Origin of the sequence: Psychrobacillus sp. FSL K6-1267, from assembly GCF_038003265.1 — a bacterium.
Taxonomy (GTDB): domain Bacteria; phylum Bacillota; class Bacilli; order Bacillales_A; family Planococcaceae; genus Psychrobacillus; species Psychrobacillus faecigallinarum.
Genome location: NZ_JBBOOR010000001.1, coordinates 1,429,870 through 1,446,626 on the forward strand (window position 1 = coordinate 1,429,870; position 16,757 = coordinate 1,446,626).

The 16,757-nt window shown below is 35.4% G+C and carries 21 protein-coding genes; 15 read left to right on the plus strand and 6 right to left on the minus strand.

Features of this window, described 5'->3' with window-relative positions; all coding sequences use genetic code 11:
- Positions 1 to 14: 14 nt before the first annotated feature.
- From MHB55_RS06940 to MHB55_RS07000, 13 genes are all read left to right on the plus strand, one after another.
- Positions 15 to 245, plus strand: coding sequence for a KH domain-containing protein (locus MHB55_RS06940; protein WP_144538031.1), 231 nt, complete (start codon positions 15 to 17; stop codon positions 243 to 245).
- 118 nt (positions 246 to 363) lie between these two features.
- Positions 364 to 879: a ribosome maturation factor RimM gene (gene rimM / locus MHB55_RS06945; protein WP_144538032.1), complete on the plus strand. Its 516-nt coding sequence runs from the start codon at positions 364 to 366 to the stop codon at positions 877 to 879.
- On the plus strand, positions 879 to 1,610 hold the full coding sequence (gene trmD, locus MHB55_RS06950; protein ID WP_144538250.1) for a tRNA (guanosine(37)-N1)-methyltransferase TrmD: 732 nt from the start codon (positions 879 to 881) through the stop codon (positions 1,608 to 1,610). Before rimM ends, trmD begins: the two co-directional genes overlap by 1 nt.
- Before the next feature lie 128 nt (positions 1,611 to 1,738).
- Positions 1,739 to 2,083, plus strand: coding sequence for a 50S ribosomal protein L19 (gene rplS, locus MHB55_RS06955; protein ID WP_144538033.1), 345 nt, complete (start codon positions 1,739 to 1,741; stop codon positions 2,081 to 2,083).
- 348 nt (positions 2,084 to 2,431) lie between these two features.
- Positions 2,432 to 2,995, plus strand: a complete 564-nt coding sequence (gene lepB, locus MHB55_RS06960) for a signal peptidase I (RefSeq protein WP_144538034.1) — start codon at positions 2,432 to 2,434, stop codon at positions 2,993 to 2,995.
- Positions 2,996 to 3,076: 81 nt separating this feature from the next.
- A complete protein-coding gene (ylqF, locus tag MHB55_RS06965; RefSeq protein ID WP_144538035.1) occupies positions 3,077 to 3,931 on the plus strand; it encodes a ribosome biogenesis GTPase YlqF in 855 nt (284 codons plus the stop codon).
- 101 nt (positions 3,932 to 4,032) lie between these two features.
- Entirely contained in the window at positions 4,033 to 4,809 is a 777-nt protein-coding gene (locus MHB55_RS06970; protein WP_144538251.1) for a ribonuclease HII, read from the plus strand.
- Positions 4,806 to 6,641, plus strand: a complete 1,836-nt coding sequence (locus tag MHB55_RS06975; protein WP_340862879.1) for a hypothetical protein — start codon at positions 4,806 to 4,808, stop codon at positions 6,639 to 6,641. Before MHB55_RS06970 ends, MHB55_RS06975 begins: the two co-directional genes overlap by 4 nt.
- A complete protein-coding gene (locus MHB55_RS06980) occupies positions 6,638 to 6,919 on the plus strand; it encodes an EscU/YscU/HrcU family type III secretion system export apparatus switch protein (protein ID WP_144538037.1) in 282 nt (93 codons plus the stop codon). The genes MHB55_RS06975 and MHB55_RS06980 overlap by 4 nt, the downstream gene beginning before the upstream one ends.
- 139 nt (positions 6,920 to 7,058) lie before the next feature.
- Positions 7,059 to 8,219 (plus strand): ADP-forming succinate--CoA ligase subunit beta, encoded by a 1,161-nt coding sequence (gene sucC, locus MHB55_RS06985; protein ID WP_144538038.1) that lies wholly within the window; start codon positions 7,059 to 7,061, stop codon positions 8,217 to 8,219.
- 18 nt (positions 8,220 to 8,237) lie between these two features.
- Positions 8,238 to 9,140, plus strand: a complete 903-nt coding sequence (sucD, locus tag MHB55_RS06990; protein WP_144538039.1) for a succinate--CoA ligase subunit alpha — start codon at positions 8,238 to 8,240, stop codon at positions 9,138 to 9,140.
- 103 nt (positions 9,141 to 9,243) lie between these two features.
- Complete coding sequence (gene dprA / locus MHB55_RS06995) at positions 9,244 to 10,128, plus strand: DNA-processing protein DprA (protein WP_154311140.1); 885 nt, start codon at positions 9,244 to 9,246, stop codon at positions 10,126 to 10,128.
- A gap of 465 nt (positions 10,129 to 10,593) precedes the next feature.
- Positions 10,594 to 10,809, plus strand: a complete 216-nt coding sequence (locus MHB55_RS07000) for a RusA family crossover junction endodeoxyribonuclease (protein WP_195762016.1) — start codon at positions 10,594 to 10,596, stop codon at positions 10,807 to 10,809.
- An 81-nt stretch (positions 10,810 to 10,890) separates the two neighbouring features.
- Here MHB55_RS07000 and MHB55_RS07005 read toward each other — a convergent pair whose 3' ends face one another.
- The 5 genes from MHB55_RS07005 to MHB55_RS07025 form a co-directional block, all read right to left on the minus strand.
- Positions 10,891 to 11,271 (minus strand): STAS/SEC14 domain-containing protein, encoded by a 381-nt coding sequence (locus MHB55_RS07005; RefSeq protein WP_154311138.1) that lies wholly within the window; start codon positions 11,269 to 11,271, stop codon positions 10,891 to 10,893.
- Between the two features lie 128 nt (positions 11,272 to 11,399).
- Positions 11,400 to 11,525: a hypothetical protein gene (locus tag MHB55_RS07010; RefSeq protein ID WP_340862882.1), complete on the minus strand. Its 126-nt coding sequence runs from the start codon at positions 11,523 to 11,525 to the stop codon at positions 11,400 to 11,402.
- 145 nt (positions 11,526 to 11,670) lie between these two features.
- On the minus strand, positions 11,671 to 11,877 hold the full coding sequence (locus tag MHB55_RS07015) for a hypothetical protein (protein ID WP_154311137.1): 207 nt from the start codon (positions 11,875 to 11,877) through the stop codon (positions 11,671 to 11,673).
- Between the two features lie 294 nt (positions 11,878 to 12,171).
- Positions 12,172 to 12,870: a YetF domain-containing protein gene (locus MHB55_RS07020; RefSeq protein ID WP_229654110.1), complete on the minus strand. Its 699-nt coding sequence runs from the start codon at positions 12,868 to 12,870 to the stop codon at positions 12,172 to 12,174.
- A 156-nt stretch (positions 12,871 to 13,026) separates the two neighbouring features.
- Positions 13,027 to 13,296 (minus strand): translation initiation factor 2, encoded by a 270-nt coding sequence (locus MHB55_RS07025; protein WP_154311136.1) that lies wholly within the window; start codon positions 13,294 to 13,296, stop codon positions 13,027 to 13,029.
- Between the two features lie 535 nt (positions 13,297 to 13,831).
- Here MHB55_RS07025 and MHB55_RS07030 point away from each other — a divergent pair.
- A complete protein-coding gene (locus tag MHB55_RS07030) occupies positions 13,832 to 15,274 on the plus strand; it encodes a spore germination protein (protein ID WP_445678246.1) in 1,443 nt (480 codons plus the stop codon).
- Between the two features lie 128 nt (positions 15,275 to 15,402).
- The gene (locus MHB55_RS07035; protein ID WP_154311135.1) at positions 15,403 to 16,137 is read left to right on the plus strand and encodes a polysaccharide deacetylase family protein; all 735 of its coding nucleotides are present in this window, start codon (positions 15,403 to 15,405) and stop codon (positions 16,135 to 16,137) included.
- 174 nt (positions 16,138 to 16,311) lie between these two features.
- Here the strand turns inward: MHB55_RS07035 and MHB55_RS07040 are convergent, their stop codons facing one another.
- Positions 16,312 to 16,455: a YjcZ family sporulation protein gene (locus MHB55_RS07040; RefSeq protein WP_154311134.1), complete on the minus strand. Its 144-nt coding sequence runs from the start codon at positions 16,453 to 16,455 to the stop codon at positions 16,312 to 16,314.
- Positions 16,456 to 16,757 lie beyond the last annotated feature (302 nt).

Genomic DNA, 16,757 nt, shown 5'->3' on the forward strand with positions numbered 1-16,757 from the left:
TCGGAGGGGACATTGTGAAGCAGCTGATCGAAGCAATCGTTAAACCATTAGTTGATTATCCGGACAAAGTTCAGGTGGAAAAGGAAGAAAGTGCAAACCGTATAGTTTACAAACTTTCTGTACATCCTGAAGATATGGGAAAAGTAATTGGCAAACAAGGAAGAGTAGCTAAATCTATTCGTACTATTGTTTACTCAGCAGCAGGCAGTCACCAAAAGAAAACATATGTCGACATATTAGATTAACTTCATTTTAGAATGAAGCTAATACCACTAGCGAATATATTTTGCTTTAGGTAAATGTAATATTAAGAAGAGGGAGAACAATTTGTTCTTCCTTTTTTGATAGGAGGAAATATATTATATGGAATGGTACAATGTTGGAAAAATCGTCAATACCCATGGGATTTGGGGAGAGGTACGTGTCATTTCTACTACAGACTTTCCGGACGAGCGTTATCAGGTAGGAAATGAACTTGGACTTTTTAAGACAGATGGCTCTAAGCCGATTATCGTAAAGATTACAAGTTACAGAAAGCATAAAAACTTTGATTTGCTAACTTTTGAAGGTTATACATTGCTTAAGGATGTGGAAGCTTTCCGTGATGCGACATTGAAAGTATCAGAGAAATATCTGACAGAGTTAGACGAAAATGAATATTACTACCACGAAATTATTGACTGTACAGTTATTTCTACTGAAGGAGAAACAATCGGAACAGTTACTGAAATTCTACAAACGGGTGCGAACGACGTTTGGACAGTGCAACCTTCTAAAGGAAAGGCGCACTACATCCCTTACATTGAGGATGTAGTGAAGAAAATAGATGTGGACAAGAAGGAAATCACGATTGAAGTGCTAGAAGGTTTATTATCATGATGAAAATTCATATTCTTTCGCTATTTCCAGAAATGTTTACAGGTGTATTTAATTCATCTATTTTGAAAAAAGCGCAAGAGAAGAATGAAGTATCTATTGATGTAGTAAATTTCAGAGAGTATTCAGGAAACAAACATCATCAGGTGGACGATTATCCTTATGGTGGTGGAGCAGGTATGGTATTAAAGCCAGAGCCTATTTTTAATGCAGTAGAAGCTCTTCCTCCAAGTACTAATGGGAAAAGAAGAATTATATTGCTATGTCCCCAAGGAGAGCGTTTTAACCAGCAAAAAGCAGAGGAATTAGCGAAGGAAGAGGAGCTTGTTTTTATATGCGGTCATTATGAAGGATATGATGAGCGTATCAGAGAGCATTTAGTGACAGACGAAATTTCGATTGGCGATTTTGTTTTGACAGGTGGAGAATTAGCAGCAATGACAGTAGTGGATAGCGTTGTGAGATTACTGCCAAATGTTCTCGGTAAGGCTGCATCTCATGAACAGGACTCTTTCTCGACCGGACTTCTTGAGCATCCTCATTATACACGTCCAGTAGAATATCGTGGATATAAGGTACCTGATGTTTTATTGTCAGGTAATCATGCTGCTATAGATAAATGGAGAAGAGATCAGTCCTTAAAACGGACGTTCGATAGAAGGAATGATCTACTAGAGAATGCTGATTTAACTGAAGCAGAAAAACAAATGCTTCAATCTATCAAAGGGTTATAAATTATGATTGCATATTGCTAGTAGGTATGATATATTTTACTATGTGCTTTTATGTAAAGTACTGATTTTGGGTGTTCCGCTGCAACAGGTAATGTGTGTAAGAGCATTCTATATAAGGAGAGAAAATGATGCAAAACATTATTTCAGAAATCACAAAAGAACAATTACGTACGGATCTTCCAACTTTCCGTCCTGGTGACACAGTACGTGTACACGTTAAGGTTGTTGAGGGAACTCGCGAACGTATCCAAATGTACGAAGGTGTTGTAATCAAACGTCGTGGAGGCGGAATTAGCGAAACTTTTACAGTTCGTAAAATCTCTTCCGGTGTTGGTGTAGAACGTACTTTCCCAGTACACACACCAAAAATTGCAAACTTAGAAGTTATTCGTCGTGGTAAAGTTCGTCGTGCTAAATTGTACTACCTACGTGAACTACGCGGTAAAGCTGCTCGTATTAAAGAGCGTCGCTAATAGTGTAAGTAAGGCAGAAATGCCTAATGTAAATGTTGTAGTGGAAGTGAACTCACTTTTGCTACAACATTTTTTACTTTTAGGAATTTATAGTATAGGTGTTTTATTAATCTAATATATAATTCTTGCGTTTTAGGGCATATATAATTAAATAGCTTTTAAAACTATGTCAAAAAACGCATTCATTTACCTCTGTTTGTTGTAATTACAATAATGGAGTACATAGTTCTAAATTTAAAATGACTTAAGCATTAAATTTATGAGAATTTATTATTGTCGATGGAAATCTTTTTGCCTCTCTAACATTTTCCTTGTACAATATAAAGAGTATATAAAGGGGGCAAATGAATGAGACAAGCACAAAAAGAAAAGAAGAATGAGTTATGGGAATGGTCAAAAGCACTTTTAATTGCTTTTGGACTAGCGGCAATAATTCGCCTCTTTTTGTTTACCCCTATAATTGTGGACGGAGAATCAATGATGCCGACCTTAGAAAACGGGGATAGTATGCTAGTTAACAAAATTGGTTATATAGTTGGTGAGCCAAAACGATTTGACATTGTTGTATTTCATGCTCCTGAGCAGAAAAATTATATCAAACGTGTAATTGGACTACCTGGTGATCATGTTGAATACAAAAATGACCAACTTTACATTAATGGTAAAGAAGTATCTGAACCCTATTTAGACCAGTATAAGGATGATATAACTGAGGGAACACTAACCGATGACTTTACTCTTGAAAGTATAACTGGGGATAAAGAAATTCCGGAAGGTTATGTTTTCGTAATGGGAGACAACCGCAGATATAGTAAAGATAGTCGAATGATTGGTTTAATTGAAATTGATGAAATTATAGGAAAAACAAACTTTGTTTTTTGGCCAATTGGTGAGGTTGGCTTTGTTAAATAAGCATTTACGAAAGTAAGGAGGTAATTACCTCTTCCGGCTATTTTGACGAATTAGCTGAGTGCTTCAAGAAGGAGGTGCGATATGACGATACAATGGTTTCCAGGTCATATGGCCAAAGCGAGAAGAGAAGTTACCGAAAACCTAAAGCTAGTAGATATTATATTTGAATTAATTGATGCACGTTTGCCTTTGTCTTCAAGAAATCCAATGTTAGACGAGGTAGTCCATCAAAAGACAAGGCTACTTATTTTAAACAAAATGGATATGGCAGACGATACTCAAACAAAAAAATGGATAGCGTATTTTGAATCAAAAGGGCATCCTACAGTAGCGATAAACTCTTTAGAAGGAAAAGGTCTACAAACTGTTTTTAAGGCCTCTAAAGAGCTTTTAAAGCCTAAATGGGACCGTATGAAAGAGCGTGGGATTAAACCGAGAGCTATTAGAGCCATGATAGTGGGTATTCCGAACGTAGGGAAATCCACATTGATTAATCGATTCGCTAAAAAGAACATTGCTAAAACTGGAAATACTCCAGGTGTAACAAAAAGACAGCAATGGATTAAGGTTGAGAAGGAAATAGAGCTGCTGGATACTCCGGGTATTTTATGGCCGAAATTTGAAGACCAAGAAATAGGTTACAAGTTAGCTCTTACTGGCGCTATTAAGGATGCGGTCATAAATATGGAAGACTTGGCGATATATGGACTGCGCTTTTTGGAGAGCCATTATCCGAGAAGAATGGAAGAACGATATAAAGTTACAACAGTGAGTGAAGACCTAGTGGAAACCTTTGATCATATCGGGAAGCTAAGAAGATGCTATGGACCCGGTGGAGAGGTTGACTACGATCAGGTTGCTGAGTTAATTGTTCGTGATATTAGAAATCAGCAATTAGGAAAGCTAACTTTTGACTTTGTAAATGAATATGAGTGAAAAATTTTACCCTTTTTACCTTTTGGTAAAGAGGGTTTTCTCGATTTATAATATTTTTAGCCGATACATATATAAATTGAAAGAAAGATGAAGTGAATAAAATGCTACGTTTACAGGAATTAAAAGAAAAATTAAACTTTGCAGATGGTACAGAATCGTGGATGAAAGAATTAGAACAGGATCCAAGGGCAGGGGCGCAGAAGTTATTAGGAAGCTGGAAGAGAAAACAGCTAATTCAGCAACTAGAAAGAGAAGCGCATATAGAGAAAGTAATGTTTGATAAGAGTTTTGACATTAACCAAAGTGGACTCATTGCAGGAGTAGATGAGGCAGGCAGAGGGCCATTAGCGGGCCCAGTTGTCACTGCCGCTGTGATTTTAAACGACAATACAGATAGCTTAATTGGACTAAATGACTCTAAGCAGGTTTCTAGGGTTAAAAGAAACGAACTAGCTATGAAGATTAAAGAAAATGCTATAAGCTATTATGTACATTTTCAACCTGTTGAAAAAATTGATGAGTTAAATATTTATGAAGCAACGAAGCAATCGATGGTGGAAGCTGTCTATAACCTAAAAAAACAACCTGCTGTTGTATTAGTAGATGCTATGAAGTTGCCAATAGAAATAGAGAATCATTCCATAATTAAAGGCGATGCACAAAGCTTAGCGATTGCAGCGGCTTCCATTCTTGCCAAGACGGCAAGAGATGAATATATGGACGAACTTCATGAAAAGTTTCCTGTCTATCTATTTAACAAGCATGCTGGTTATGGAACGAAAGAACATATTGAAATGATTATGCAGCATGGTCCAACCGTGCACCACCGTAAAACTTTTGAACCGATTAAAACTTTATTGAGCGAGGTGAAACTATGACTGGATCCTCTTTTTCATCTATTCAAGCGCATATGCCAAACGCCATTTCTTCGAAAATGCCAATGACTATGAAAGATGGACAAGTAGTACATGGTACTATTAAGAAGCTTTTCCCAAATCAAACAGCAGAAGTTCAAATAGGTAATCAAAAGATTATTGCTAAGCTAGAGACTCCTTTGAAGGCAGGAGATGCTCACTTTTTTCAAGTAACTAAATCCGAACCTGAAGTACAGTTGAAAGTAGTCGCAGGTCCCTTAGGCGGAAACACAGCAGTACAACAGGCACAGCAACTGCTACAGGCGATGAACCTGAACAAGTCTAGTGAACTACAAGCAATTGTTCAGTTTTTTATAAAAGAACAAATTCCTATTTCCAAGGAATTGCTATTACAGGCAGAACAGCTGATCAAGCAACTTCCTGCCAATATTTCTGTAAGAGAAGGATTGGAAGCAATTCAAAAAATGATAGACTTGAAGGTTCCTTTGACATCAAATATGTTTGAAACAATATTGAGTGGGAAATCTACTGATGGTTTTTCTTCCTTAATTGCTAACATGAAAAATGTATTACAACAGGATCAAATACTCTCTCCCTCCTCTAAAACACTTATTCTTCAAAGTCTACAGAAGGTAGGAGAACCTTTTAACATGCCCGTGGCAGGTGCTATTTTAGGTAAACAGCTGGAAATACTTCAAAATTTACAGCTTCCTACAAGCACCCGACTACCAATATTACAACAGTTGAAAAATGCTGCTATTTTACCTTCAGAAGCTACATTAAATAATCCTGTGCCAACTTCAAGCAAGCAGGCACTAACACAAACAGCGGGTGAAATAGTTAGTAAATTAATACAACCTAATATAGAAAATAGAGGTGGGGCTATAGAGCAAGTGCGTCAATGGATTCAAGCTCAGCCTTTGCTTACAGCAACACAAAAGGATCAAATTTTAGCAACCTTGAAAAATGGGGAAGTTAGTCCGAATGTTGTAGCACAATCCTTGGTAAAAGTTTTTTCAGAGCAAAGTCAACAAGCCATTTTTATGAGGGACTTAAATGGGTTTACGCCTAAAGACCACTTAGTTTCTTTGTTAGGAAAAGGTTCTTCAAATGAAATGATTAACCAATCCTTAGACCAAGTAAGCCTATTAAGTAAGGACTTATCCTTTGCTACTCAGAGAAATCATGCAGAGCAAGCAGCGCTAAGTCAATTAGATGGCAAGGCTTTTGAACACGCGATGAAAGAAGTATTAAAATCTCTTGGCTTTAGCTATGAGGGGAGTCTTGGAAGTGAAAAAGAAAATGTTAGACAACTAGCAAACCAGTTAAAGCCACAACTTGTTGAGCTACTGCAAATGTCTAATTTACCTAATGTCATTAGAGAAGGAGCAGAATCAATTCTTGGAAGAATGAATGGCTTGCAGCTCCTTTCTGGAGAAAATGGTCCACAGCATCAGTTACTAATGCAAATTCCGTTAGAATTTTTAGGCAAACGAATGGATGCGACATTAGAATGGAATGGAAGAATGAAGGAAGACGGGAAGATAGATTCAGAATTTGCAAGAATCATGTTCTATCTTCAATTAGACTCTCTAAAGGAAACGGTTGTTGATATGCAAGTTCAAAACAAGATTGTCACTATTAATGTCTTCAATGATGATCAAACGATTGGTATGATTGCTAATCAGTTTAAAGCTTCACTCAAGGATGGTCTCGCTTCCACAGGGTATCAATTATCTGGAGTTTTCGTAAAAACATTTGATGAACAGAAATCTAATGCGCTATGGAAACAAAAAAACACTTCTATAGAGCAAGGAGTGGATATACGAATATGACAGAGGGGAAGTTCGTCAGAAAAGAAGCAGTTGCTTTAACTTATAAACCAGGGAACAATGAAGCTCCAACAGTTGTAGCAAAGGGAAAAGGGAAGATCGCTGAGAACATATTAGAAAAAGCTAAAGAGCACTCAGTACCTATACAGGAGGATGCTAGCCTAGTGGAGCTCCTTGGACAACTAGATATTAATCAATCTATTCCAGAAGAGTTATACCAAGCAGTAGCTGAAGTCTTTGCATTTATATATAAGGTGGATAAAGAAAAGGGCAAAGTATAATATTTTACCTTTTTCGACATCTATTTTGAATATTCTATGTTTTTAAGAATCATTAGACTTTTGTGGACAAGTTGTGACAGCTTTATTACAATGATAGAGGTAGCAGATTAGTGACATTAGTTTGAGGGAGGATGTATAAATGAATATCCATGAATATCAAGGTAAACAGCTCCTTAGACAATATGGCGTAGCAGTTTCTAATGGAATCGTTGCTTTCTCACCAGAAGAAGCGGTGAAGGCAGCTAAAGAATTAGGCTCTGACGTTATTGTTGTAAAAGCGCAAATCCACGCAGGTGGACGTGGTAAAGCTGGTGGAGTTAAAATTGCAAAAAATTTGGACGAAGTACGTGAATATGCTAAAGAACTTTTAGGCAAAGTTCTAGTTACTCACCAAACAGGACCAGAAGGTAAAGAGATTAAACGTCTACTTATCGAAGAAGGTAGCAAAATTAAAAAAGAATATTATGTAGGCTTAGTATTAGACCGTGCAACTTCACGTGTAACATTAATGGGCTCTGAAGAGGGCGGTATGGACATCGAGGAAGTAGCAGCAAATTCTCCAGAAAAATTATTTTATGAAGAAATTGATCCTGTTGTAGGATTAACTGGATTCCAAGCTCGTCGTATGGCATTCAACATGAATATTCCAGCGAAACTTGTGAACAAAGCAGCTAAATTTATGCTTGGTCTATACCAAGTGTACAAAGAAAAAGATGCATCTATCGTTGAGATTAACCCATTAGTAGTAACTGAGGACGACAATGTTTTAGCGTTAGACGCAAAATTTAACTTTGACAGTAATGCATTATACCGTCATAAAGACATTTTAGAACTTCGTGATTTCGATGAAGAGGATCCAAAAGAAATCGAAGCATCTAAATATGACTTAAGCTATATTTCTTTAGATGGGAATATCGGATGTATGGTTAACGGAGCAGGTTTAGCTATGGCAACTATGGATACAATTAGCTACTATGGCGGCTCACCCGCTAACTTCCTGGACGTTGGGGGCGGTGCTACAGCTGAGAAAGTTACTGAAGCATTCAAAATTATCTTAGCTGATCCAAACGTTAAAGGTATTTTCGTAAATATTTTTGGTGGGATTATGAAATGTGACGTTATTGCTGAGGGTGTTATCATCGCGGCAAAAGAAGTTGGACTTCAAGTACCACTAGTAGTTCGTTTAGAAGGAACTAATGTAGATTTAGGTAAAAAATTATTAAATGAATCAGGCTTAAACATTGTTGCGGCAGATTCAATGGCAGACGGTGCTCAAAAAATCGTTAATCTTGTAGGATAAGAAAGGCAGGGACATAAAATGAGCGTATATATTAATAAAGATACTAAAGTAATTGTTCAAGGAATTACGGGCTCAACTGCTCTTTTCCATACAAAACAAATGCTAGAATATGGTACAAAAATCGTTGCTGGGGTTACTCCTGGTAAAGGTGGAACAGAAGTAGAAGGCGTACCTGTATTCAATACAGTAACTGACGCTGTAAAAGCTACAGGTGCTAATGTATCTGTAATTTATGTACCAGCACCATTTGCTGCTGATGCGATTATGGAAGCGGTTGACGCTGAGCTAGATATGGCTATTTGTATTACAGAACATATTCCAGTTTTAGACATGGTAAATGTGAAGCGCTATATGGAAGGTAAGAAAACACGTTTAGTGGGACCAAACTGCCCAGGTGTTATCACTGCTGATGAGTGTAAAATTGGTATTATGCCAGGATATATTCATACAAAAGGTCATGTAGGAGTTGTTTCACGCTCTGGTACTTTAACTTACGAAGCTGTTCATCAACTAACTCAAGAAGGCATTGGTCAAACTACTGCCGTTGGTATTGGTGGAGACCCAGTAAACGGCACAAACTTTATCGATGTATTAAAAGAATTTAATGAAGATGAAGATACTTATGCAGTTGTTATGATCGGAGAAATCGGTGGTACTGCTGAAGAAGAGGCTGCTGAATGGATTAAAGCTAACATGAAAAAACCAGTAGTTGGATTTATCGGTGGACAAACTGCACCTCCAGGTAAACGTATGGGTCATGCTGGAGCAATTATCTCTGGTGGCCAAGGTACAGCAGAAGGTAAGATTAAAGCAATGGAAGCAGCTGGCATGAAAGTAGCGGCTACACCATCTGTAATCGGTGAGACTTTAATCGAAGCTATTAAAGAAGCCGGAATTTACGACGCTTGTAAAACACATTAATAATATTTGTGCGGCTCATCAATGATGGGCCGTGCTTTTTAATAAAAATTAAAACAGCTAGTTATAATCATCATTAACAATCCAATTAAAAAGGAGCAAATAGATGACAGTACGATTTAAAAACCGCATACTTGCCCTCCATTATGTATTCCCAGTCCCTCTTCCCAAAATATACTCACTTCTTAAGCAAGATCCAGATTTATCACAACTTGAAGAAATCCAACCAAGCCTTCTAGCAAAATTGTGTAATATTACTATAGAACGAGCTATTCATCTGAAGAATATGTACAAAGAGTTTATTCGACATCCAATCCTCGAAACATATGAGAAGCACAATATCCTTCCGATTATTTACAATGATGATATTTATCCAGAAAGTCTTCTAAATTTGTACGATCCTCCAGCTATTTTATACGTACAAGGGGATATTCGTTTCCTAGCAAACAAAAGGAAGATTGCTATAATAGGTTCTAGAAAGGCAACCTCTTATTCAGAAACTAGTATTGAGAAGATATTACCTCCTCTAATTGAAAAAGATTTTATCATAGTAAGTGGACTAGCAAGCGGTGCAGACACAATAGCTCATCGGAAAACGATTGAAATGGGCGGCAAAACAATAGGAGTGCTAGGCACAGGGCTTTTTAATATGTATCCAAAAGATAATAAGGAACTAGCTAATTTTATGTCGAAGCATCACTTATTAGTAACAGAATACCCTCCATATATTACCCCTAAAAAGTGGAATTTCCCCATGAGGAATCGAATTATTAGCGGTTTGTCGTTAGGTGTCGTTATTACAGAGGCGAAAAAAAAGAGTGGTACAGTTTCTACAATGGAGCATGCCTTAGAAAATGGAAAAGAAATTTTCGCAATCCCGGGTTCAATCGATTCAGATCTTTCAGAAGGGCCACATCACCTTATTTTAGAAGGGGCAAAGCCAATTTGGAACGGCCATCAAATCATAGAAGAATTGATCAAAATCACCTAAATTTTGCTTTTTAAAAATTGCATTTCTCAGAAAAATGTTATACTTTTTTGGAAATCTCATCAATACCAAGCTGAGTACCGCAAACTAGAGGTCGATTATCGTAAACAAAGTACTGAACTTGCTCGAGTAATAAGTAATGCTTGAGAAGTTAAAATACACCGCTCAAATCAATGTGAGATAAATGAAGCATCATAGAACAGGCAGATTTGATGGCTACTAGGATGTGATCCACATTGCTAATCCCAACTATGTACATGGCCGTGGACCGCCAAGTGATGACAGTTAGTGGACATTTAAACAAACAAGAGATTAGTAGTTTTAAACGGAGGGTTGGCGATTAGAACAACCACAAATCAATAAAACAGGAATACCAGTACAAACCTAGAGGAGGGAACATTCAAGAAACCAATTATCGATTTAAATACATTTGCAAGTGGTGCACTAGCTGAAAAGGTAAATATCGAGTTGCAGATAGCTCTTGATAACATTGCTGACCCAAATACGGACCATAAGAAAGCTAGAAAGGTTACAGTTAGCTTAACACGTAAGGCAAATGAGAAGCGTAACCTAGCTGATGGAATGAGTAAAGTGATATGGCATGATGATGCTCAAATTGTAAAAATGAATGTTCGTAAATTTTACTCGGAGAATCCGAGGGCTGTAGTGAAGGTGGAATGGTAATTATCAACACTATTACCACAGCTGTGGATAATTTATTGAAAATTTAAAAAACGTGGTGTTATGAGATGGTGAATTAGGAATCTATTGCCTAAAAGTACTAAGCCAGTCAAATAATTGCTCATAGTTACTAGAGAATAATACATTCTCCTTGCTATTAGAATTTTGAAGATGATTTAAAATATCCCCTTCTTCTAATAAAAAAGCGATTGCAATAGTGTTGTCTAGTATATTATTAGAAAAAAATTTATCTTTCCATAATTTTTGAACAGAAAAATGTTCTGGAGTATAACCTTTACGATTAACGAACAACTTAAACTTTTTTTCCTGACTAATAAAGGGATAGCATGCTTTCTCGAATGAATTAAACCAAGTATCTACATCAGTAGTGGTTATGTAACCTGTCAAATTAGTAATAATAATATCTTCATAAAAAATGGATGTACTCAAATTTTTAATATTCAAGTGAAAATCAACTCCTTACCATTATTATAAAGTAATGTAGCGAAAAAAAAGAGCCATAGAGGCTCAGAAGCAAACTGATTAAGTAATGGATATTCTGTTCGATTTAATATTTACATCTCATAATCGCACTATACACCGCTTGAATCACTGACAACAGCCTTTATTACTTCAACTTTTTTATCAGCATGTGCAGGTGAGGAAACAACTAAAATAAGTGCAGAAGTTAACAATGCTGTAGTAATCCACTTTTTCATATTTTCACCTCCTTCAACACTAATAATTAAACTATATAATATTATAAATATTTTGAAAACACTGAATGAGTAATAGGTAAATAGGCTAGTTGATTAGAAAGTAAGTGACTTATAGGTCGCACTAGAAACATAATGAGCAACAACTCTATTTTCTTGCATCTTCATATCTAGCATCTTTATTTCTAAATAGAAGCCAAGTAAAAAAAATATTTAATGAAACCATGATGATGTCATGACCAAGTTGCCCACCGTCAATTGTATGTAAATTATTCATTATGGCAATTGGGATTACAAGCAATAATAAAATGGACAAAGCAATCCAATGTAAATTAATACATATTTTTCTAAACATATTTCCACTCCTTATAAGAACGCTTACCAATTTTAATTGAGTGTTAATAATATGTAAAGAATGTGTCATAGTTCGTAGATAGTACGTCGCAATATAAAAAGGATCTTCTAAAGAAGATCCTGAGACCAACTGGACAATAAAGCGGAGGTTAAAAACAGACACACACCCCAGCTGTTTTATAGCATATGAGTGGGGAAAATTATTGAATGGGTATTTGTCTAGAAAGGTGCAATGGTTTAGCACTTTATTTAAGTTTTTTTCAATTTGCAAGCATAGTGCTGTCATAACGAATAGTTATAAACCGTTATCTTTCAGGTTAACCGAAAGCGATCCATTAGTTTGTAATTGTGCAAAGTACACCTCTTCAATCAATTGAACCCCTTGTTTACGTAGCTTTTTCATTACCCATTCTTCGTCTAAATTTAATTCTTTTAAATTTTTAACTAGAAGTTTGCCATCTGATATGATTTCTGTTGGCATAAAGGTAGGTAAAGAAACATCTGCCTTCACATCTTGTTTTGTTGCGTTTTGTTCCGAAGGCTTTTTGAATACACTAAGCTCTCCATTTGTTTCTAATACCGCAAACAGAACGTCATCTATAGAGAAGATGGATTGTTCTCTTAATAACATCATAACTTCGTCCATGTTCATGCGTAAAGATTTCAAGGATTTTAAAGATATTTTTCCATCTTTAATAATAATAGTCGGTTCATCATCTAAAAGTAGACGTATTTTAGGAGAAAGCTGAGAAAGATAAGTCATAAGGATCGTGAGTACAGCCCACCATATTAATGAAATTATTCCGTCAAAATAGGGAGTCTCTTTTTGTGAAGCTATTTCTGAAGCAATTGACCCGATAGTTATACCAGTGATGTAATGAAAGAAAGTGAGCTGACTTATCTGCTTCTTACCTAATATGCGTGCTAAAAATAGCAAAATTAAAAATGAAGAGGTAGTTCTCCATATCATTTCCCAAAAATTTATATCATTCATTATGAACAGTGCTCCTTTAAAAATTACTTCTACATATTGTGACCGATTAGTATAGAACTATTCTCAATAATGGTATTTTAAAGGTTTAATTAAGTTATTTTATGTATACTACTTTATCCAGGATATTAAAAAAATAAAAAAGTAAGAGATAAATTTTTATCCCTTACTGCGCTCAATATTATTTAACTTTCTTGTTAATTCGTTAATTTGTTTTTGCATTTGCTCTAATTGAGCTGTTTGATTTGATTGCTCGGAAGAATTTTGAGCATTTGACTTTTCCAATTCTTGAAGAGCGATTCCTGCAGCTAAGGCTGTTATCCCATCACCTAATGTAGCAAGTGTGCCTCCAAAAAAAGCTAGTTTAGCCACTAAAATATCCGTAGATTCTTCACCTTGACCATTTTTAAAGTTATTATTATTTTTCATTAGCATACTTCCTTGTTTATATTATAAGCAACAACGCCTTAAAACATATTATTCACATAAATTGAATAAGTATGGGCGTTTTTCAAAAGAAACTTAATAAAAATAGGACCCATCAAAAAAAGGTCCTAAAAACAGCTGAGAATTACCCAGAAGGAGGGCAGAATTAAACACACAACTTAGTAGTACTTACAGTCTAAGTTAAGGGAAAATTATTGTATAGGGGGATATTAATTAAAATAGTATTCTTAAACAAATTTTATGAATAGTGACAAAATATTTTAGGACTGTATAAATCCTTTTATAAAGTTAAAAGTAAAAAAGATTATTGATTTGTATTAATAAGTCGATTGTGATGATTAATGAATAAAATGTTCACTTTTTTGGAGTATGCCATACCTCAATGTAATTAGTTCTCAGAATGACTTTCAAACTTTTATATTATCCGTTTTTTGTTTATAGCTTTCTTAAATAAGTAAAGAATATAAAGAAAAAATATACGGAAGGAGGGGATATAGTGAATCCAATAGAGGAACCGATGGATCTTCAAACATATAAAAATCTATTTAAGAAGAATGCAGATGTAATCTTTCAATTGTATACCTATGGAGAATTTAAAGTTCATTTTATAACTTGTGACTCTATGGTAAACATTCAGCTTTTGAATGAAGTGATTGTCCCCCGAGTTCAAGAGACATGCACTCAGATAGAGCAAACATCGGTTGAGGAAACTATACTAGAGAAACTTCATATCCCAGAACTAAAAATACTAAACACAAAAGAAGAAGTTATCACAAAGCTATTTAATGGTTATTTAATTTTATATTTTGAGGATGGAAATCATACTTTTTCAAGCAATATATCAAAGAAGCCCAATAGAAGTCCAGAAGAGTCCAAAATGGAAGTACTTATTAAGGGACCAAGAGATAACTTTATTGAGGATATATCGGTTAATATCGCCATAATAAGAAAAAGATTGCCTACCAATTCTTTAAGTGTTGAAAAAATGGAGATAGGGAAAAGGTCAAAGACAACGGTAGCCATCCTTTATATGGAGGACATTGCCAGTAAGGATATACTCCAGGATATTTTAAATCAAATAAAAAAAGTTGATATAGATATCGTATTTAGTGGAGAGTTGTTTATGGAAAGGGTGAACAAGCGATCACTTATTTTTCCGAAAAATGATTATACAGGAAGACCAGATTTTGCAGTACAAGCGTTGGTACGAGGAAGATTTCTTATACTAGTAGATGGGGTTTCGTATGTTGTGATTACCCCAGTGAATTTATTTTTGCTTTTAAAGGCCGGTGAGGATATAGAATATCCTGTTATATATAGCTCTGCAGAAAGGCTATTAAGAATAATTGGCCTTATGATAGGTGTGGCATTACCAGCTTTTTGGTTAGCGTTAACAACCTTTCATCAGGATCAGCTGCCCTTTCAATTATTGGCCACAGTTGTCCAAAATAATACTGGTCTCCCACTGCCTTCTGTGTTGGAGATGCTCATTATGTTAATCATGTTTGAACTTTTTAGAGAAGCAAGCCTTCGATTACCGAGTGTTATTGGAGGAACTATCAGCGTAATAGGAGGAATAATAGTCGGGGACGCGGCAATTCGGGCAGGGTTGACTAGTCCTGCAATGATTGTAATTATTGCTATATCAACTATTGCTACTTTTACTCTAGTCAATCAATCCCTTGTTACTTCTGTGAGTATTGTTCGAATCATTATGATTCTCATAACATCAATATTTGGCTTATTTGGGTTTTTTATCACCATATATCTATTACTTCTTTATTTATCAAATATGAGAATATTTGGGGTGTCTTACATGAACATTGCAACGGACCTTAGTTGGTCCACTATTAAAAAATCTTTGTTTAGGCCATCTGCTACCGAATATAAGGAACGTCCTCATTCACTTGATCCCCATGATTCCACACGAACTGGAGGAATAGAACCTGAAAAGAAATAACCAATTAGGCATAATCTGTGGAATATTATGCCTGAAGACCAAAAGTTTTATGATTGTATAAAACCTTTTATTAAGTAAAAAGTAAACAAAGGTTGGTGATTTTTTAAGAGATTGGATTGTGATGATTAATGAAAAAGGTATTCACTTTATTTATATGCTTGCTGTTTTTCGGGTTAATACTTGCACTTGAATCCGATATATGGGCTTCAGCTGAGAAGGACAGATTTTATTATGAGAAAACAGGGGAAATAATGTGGGAAATTGATACGGAAGAAAAAGTAGTGGCTCTTACGTTTGACGATGGACCTCATCCAAAATACACAGCGGAGATATTAGATATTTTAGCAAAACATAACGCGAAAGCAACCTTTTTTGTTATTGGTGAAAATGCTGAAAAAAACCCAGAGTTAATTTTACGACAATACAGCGAGGGACATGAAATAGCAAATCATACCTTTACTCATCCGCTAAAAACAACACTATCCAAATTAGAGATTGAGTTAAAACAAACAGATGATTTAATTTTTAGTATCACTGGGTATCATCCAGAACTTTTCCGACCCGTTGAAGGACAATATACCGACCAAATGATTCAAAGTGTTGTAAAAAAGGGTTATAGAGTGGTGATGTGGTCTTGGCATCAAGATACAGAGGATTGGAAAAGTCCGGGAGTTCATCGTATAGAAAAAACAGTATTAAAGGGAGTAGAGCCTGGAAACATAATTTTATTTCATGATGGTGGAGGCAATCGAAGTCAAACTGTTAAAGCTTTGGATAATATTGTTGAGAAACTTCAAGAACGAGGTTATGAATTTGTAACAGTGTCAGATTTGATTAAGATGAAAAATGTAGTTGAAAAATAGGTTATAAGAAGCAATATCTTAAACTTGTTAACTAGATAAATACTAGAGCCTAGATTTTATTGATCTCCTAGTTTCCGATAACTTCAGAAAAATTATAAATCTGGTATAAGATGTTGGGAAATAAATAAGACAGGTCAAAAATCCTGTCTTATTCTATCGACTATATTGCTGATTTTAGCAATAGTTACCGTGATGTCCGCGGTGATTTATAAAAGTCGCACCAATAATTATTAACAATATAAACAATACAATAAGTAATGCAAATCCTGCACCAGATGGTCTAACATATTCAGGACCACATCCAGTTGAATAACTCATTTTCTACACCTCCGCTAACTAAGATAGTTCATATTATGTACTTTAGTTATGGTTGATTGGTTCATTTGCTTATTTAGTTATTATTTTATTAATAACGCCTGAGTGATGAAGCAAAGGGAGGTGCAAGCATCTCTCAGGGAATTTGTAATGTCTACAGTTACAACATATTCAAGTAAATAATACCGAGATTGGGCTAAGCGATATAATTAGGGACCAATTATGAATTAGGTATAGACTATCTTTATAAATACTGTATTAAAATGAATGAAAATCCGTTTGAGGTATCAGTTGATGATCTGTCA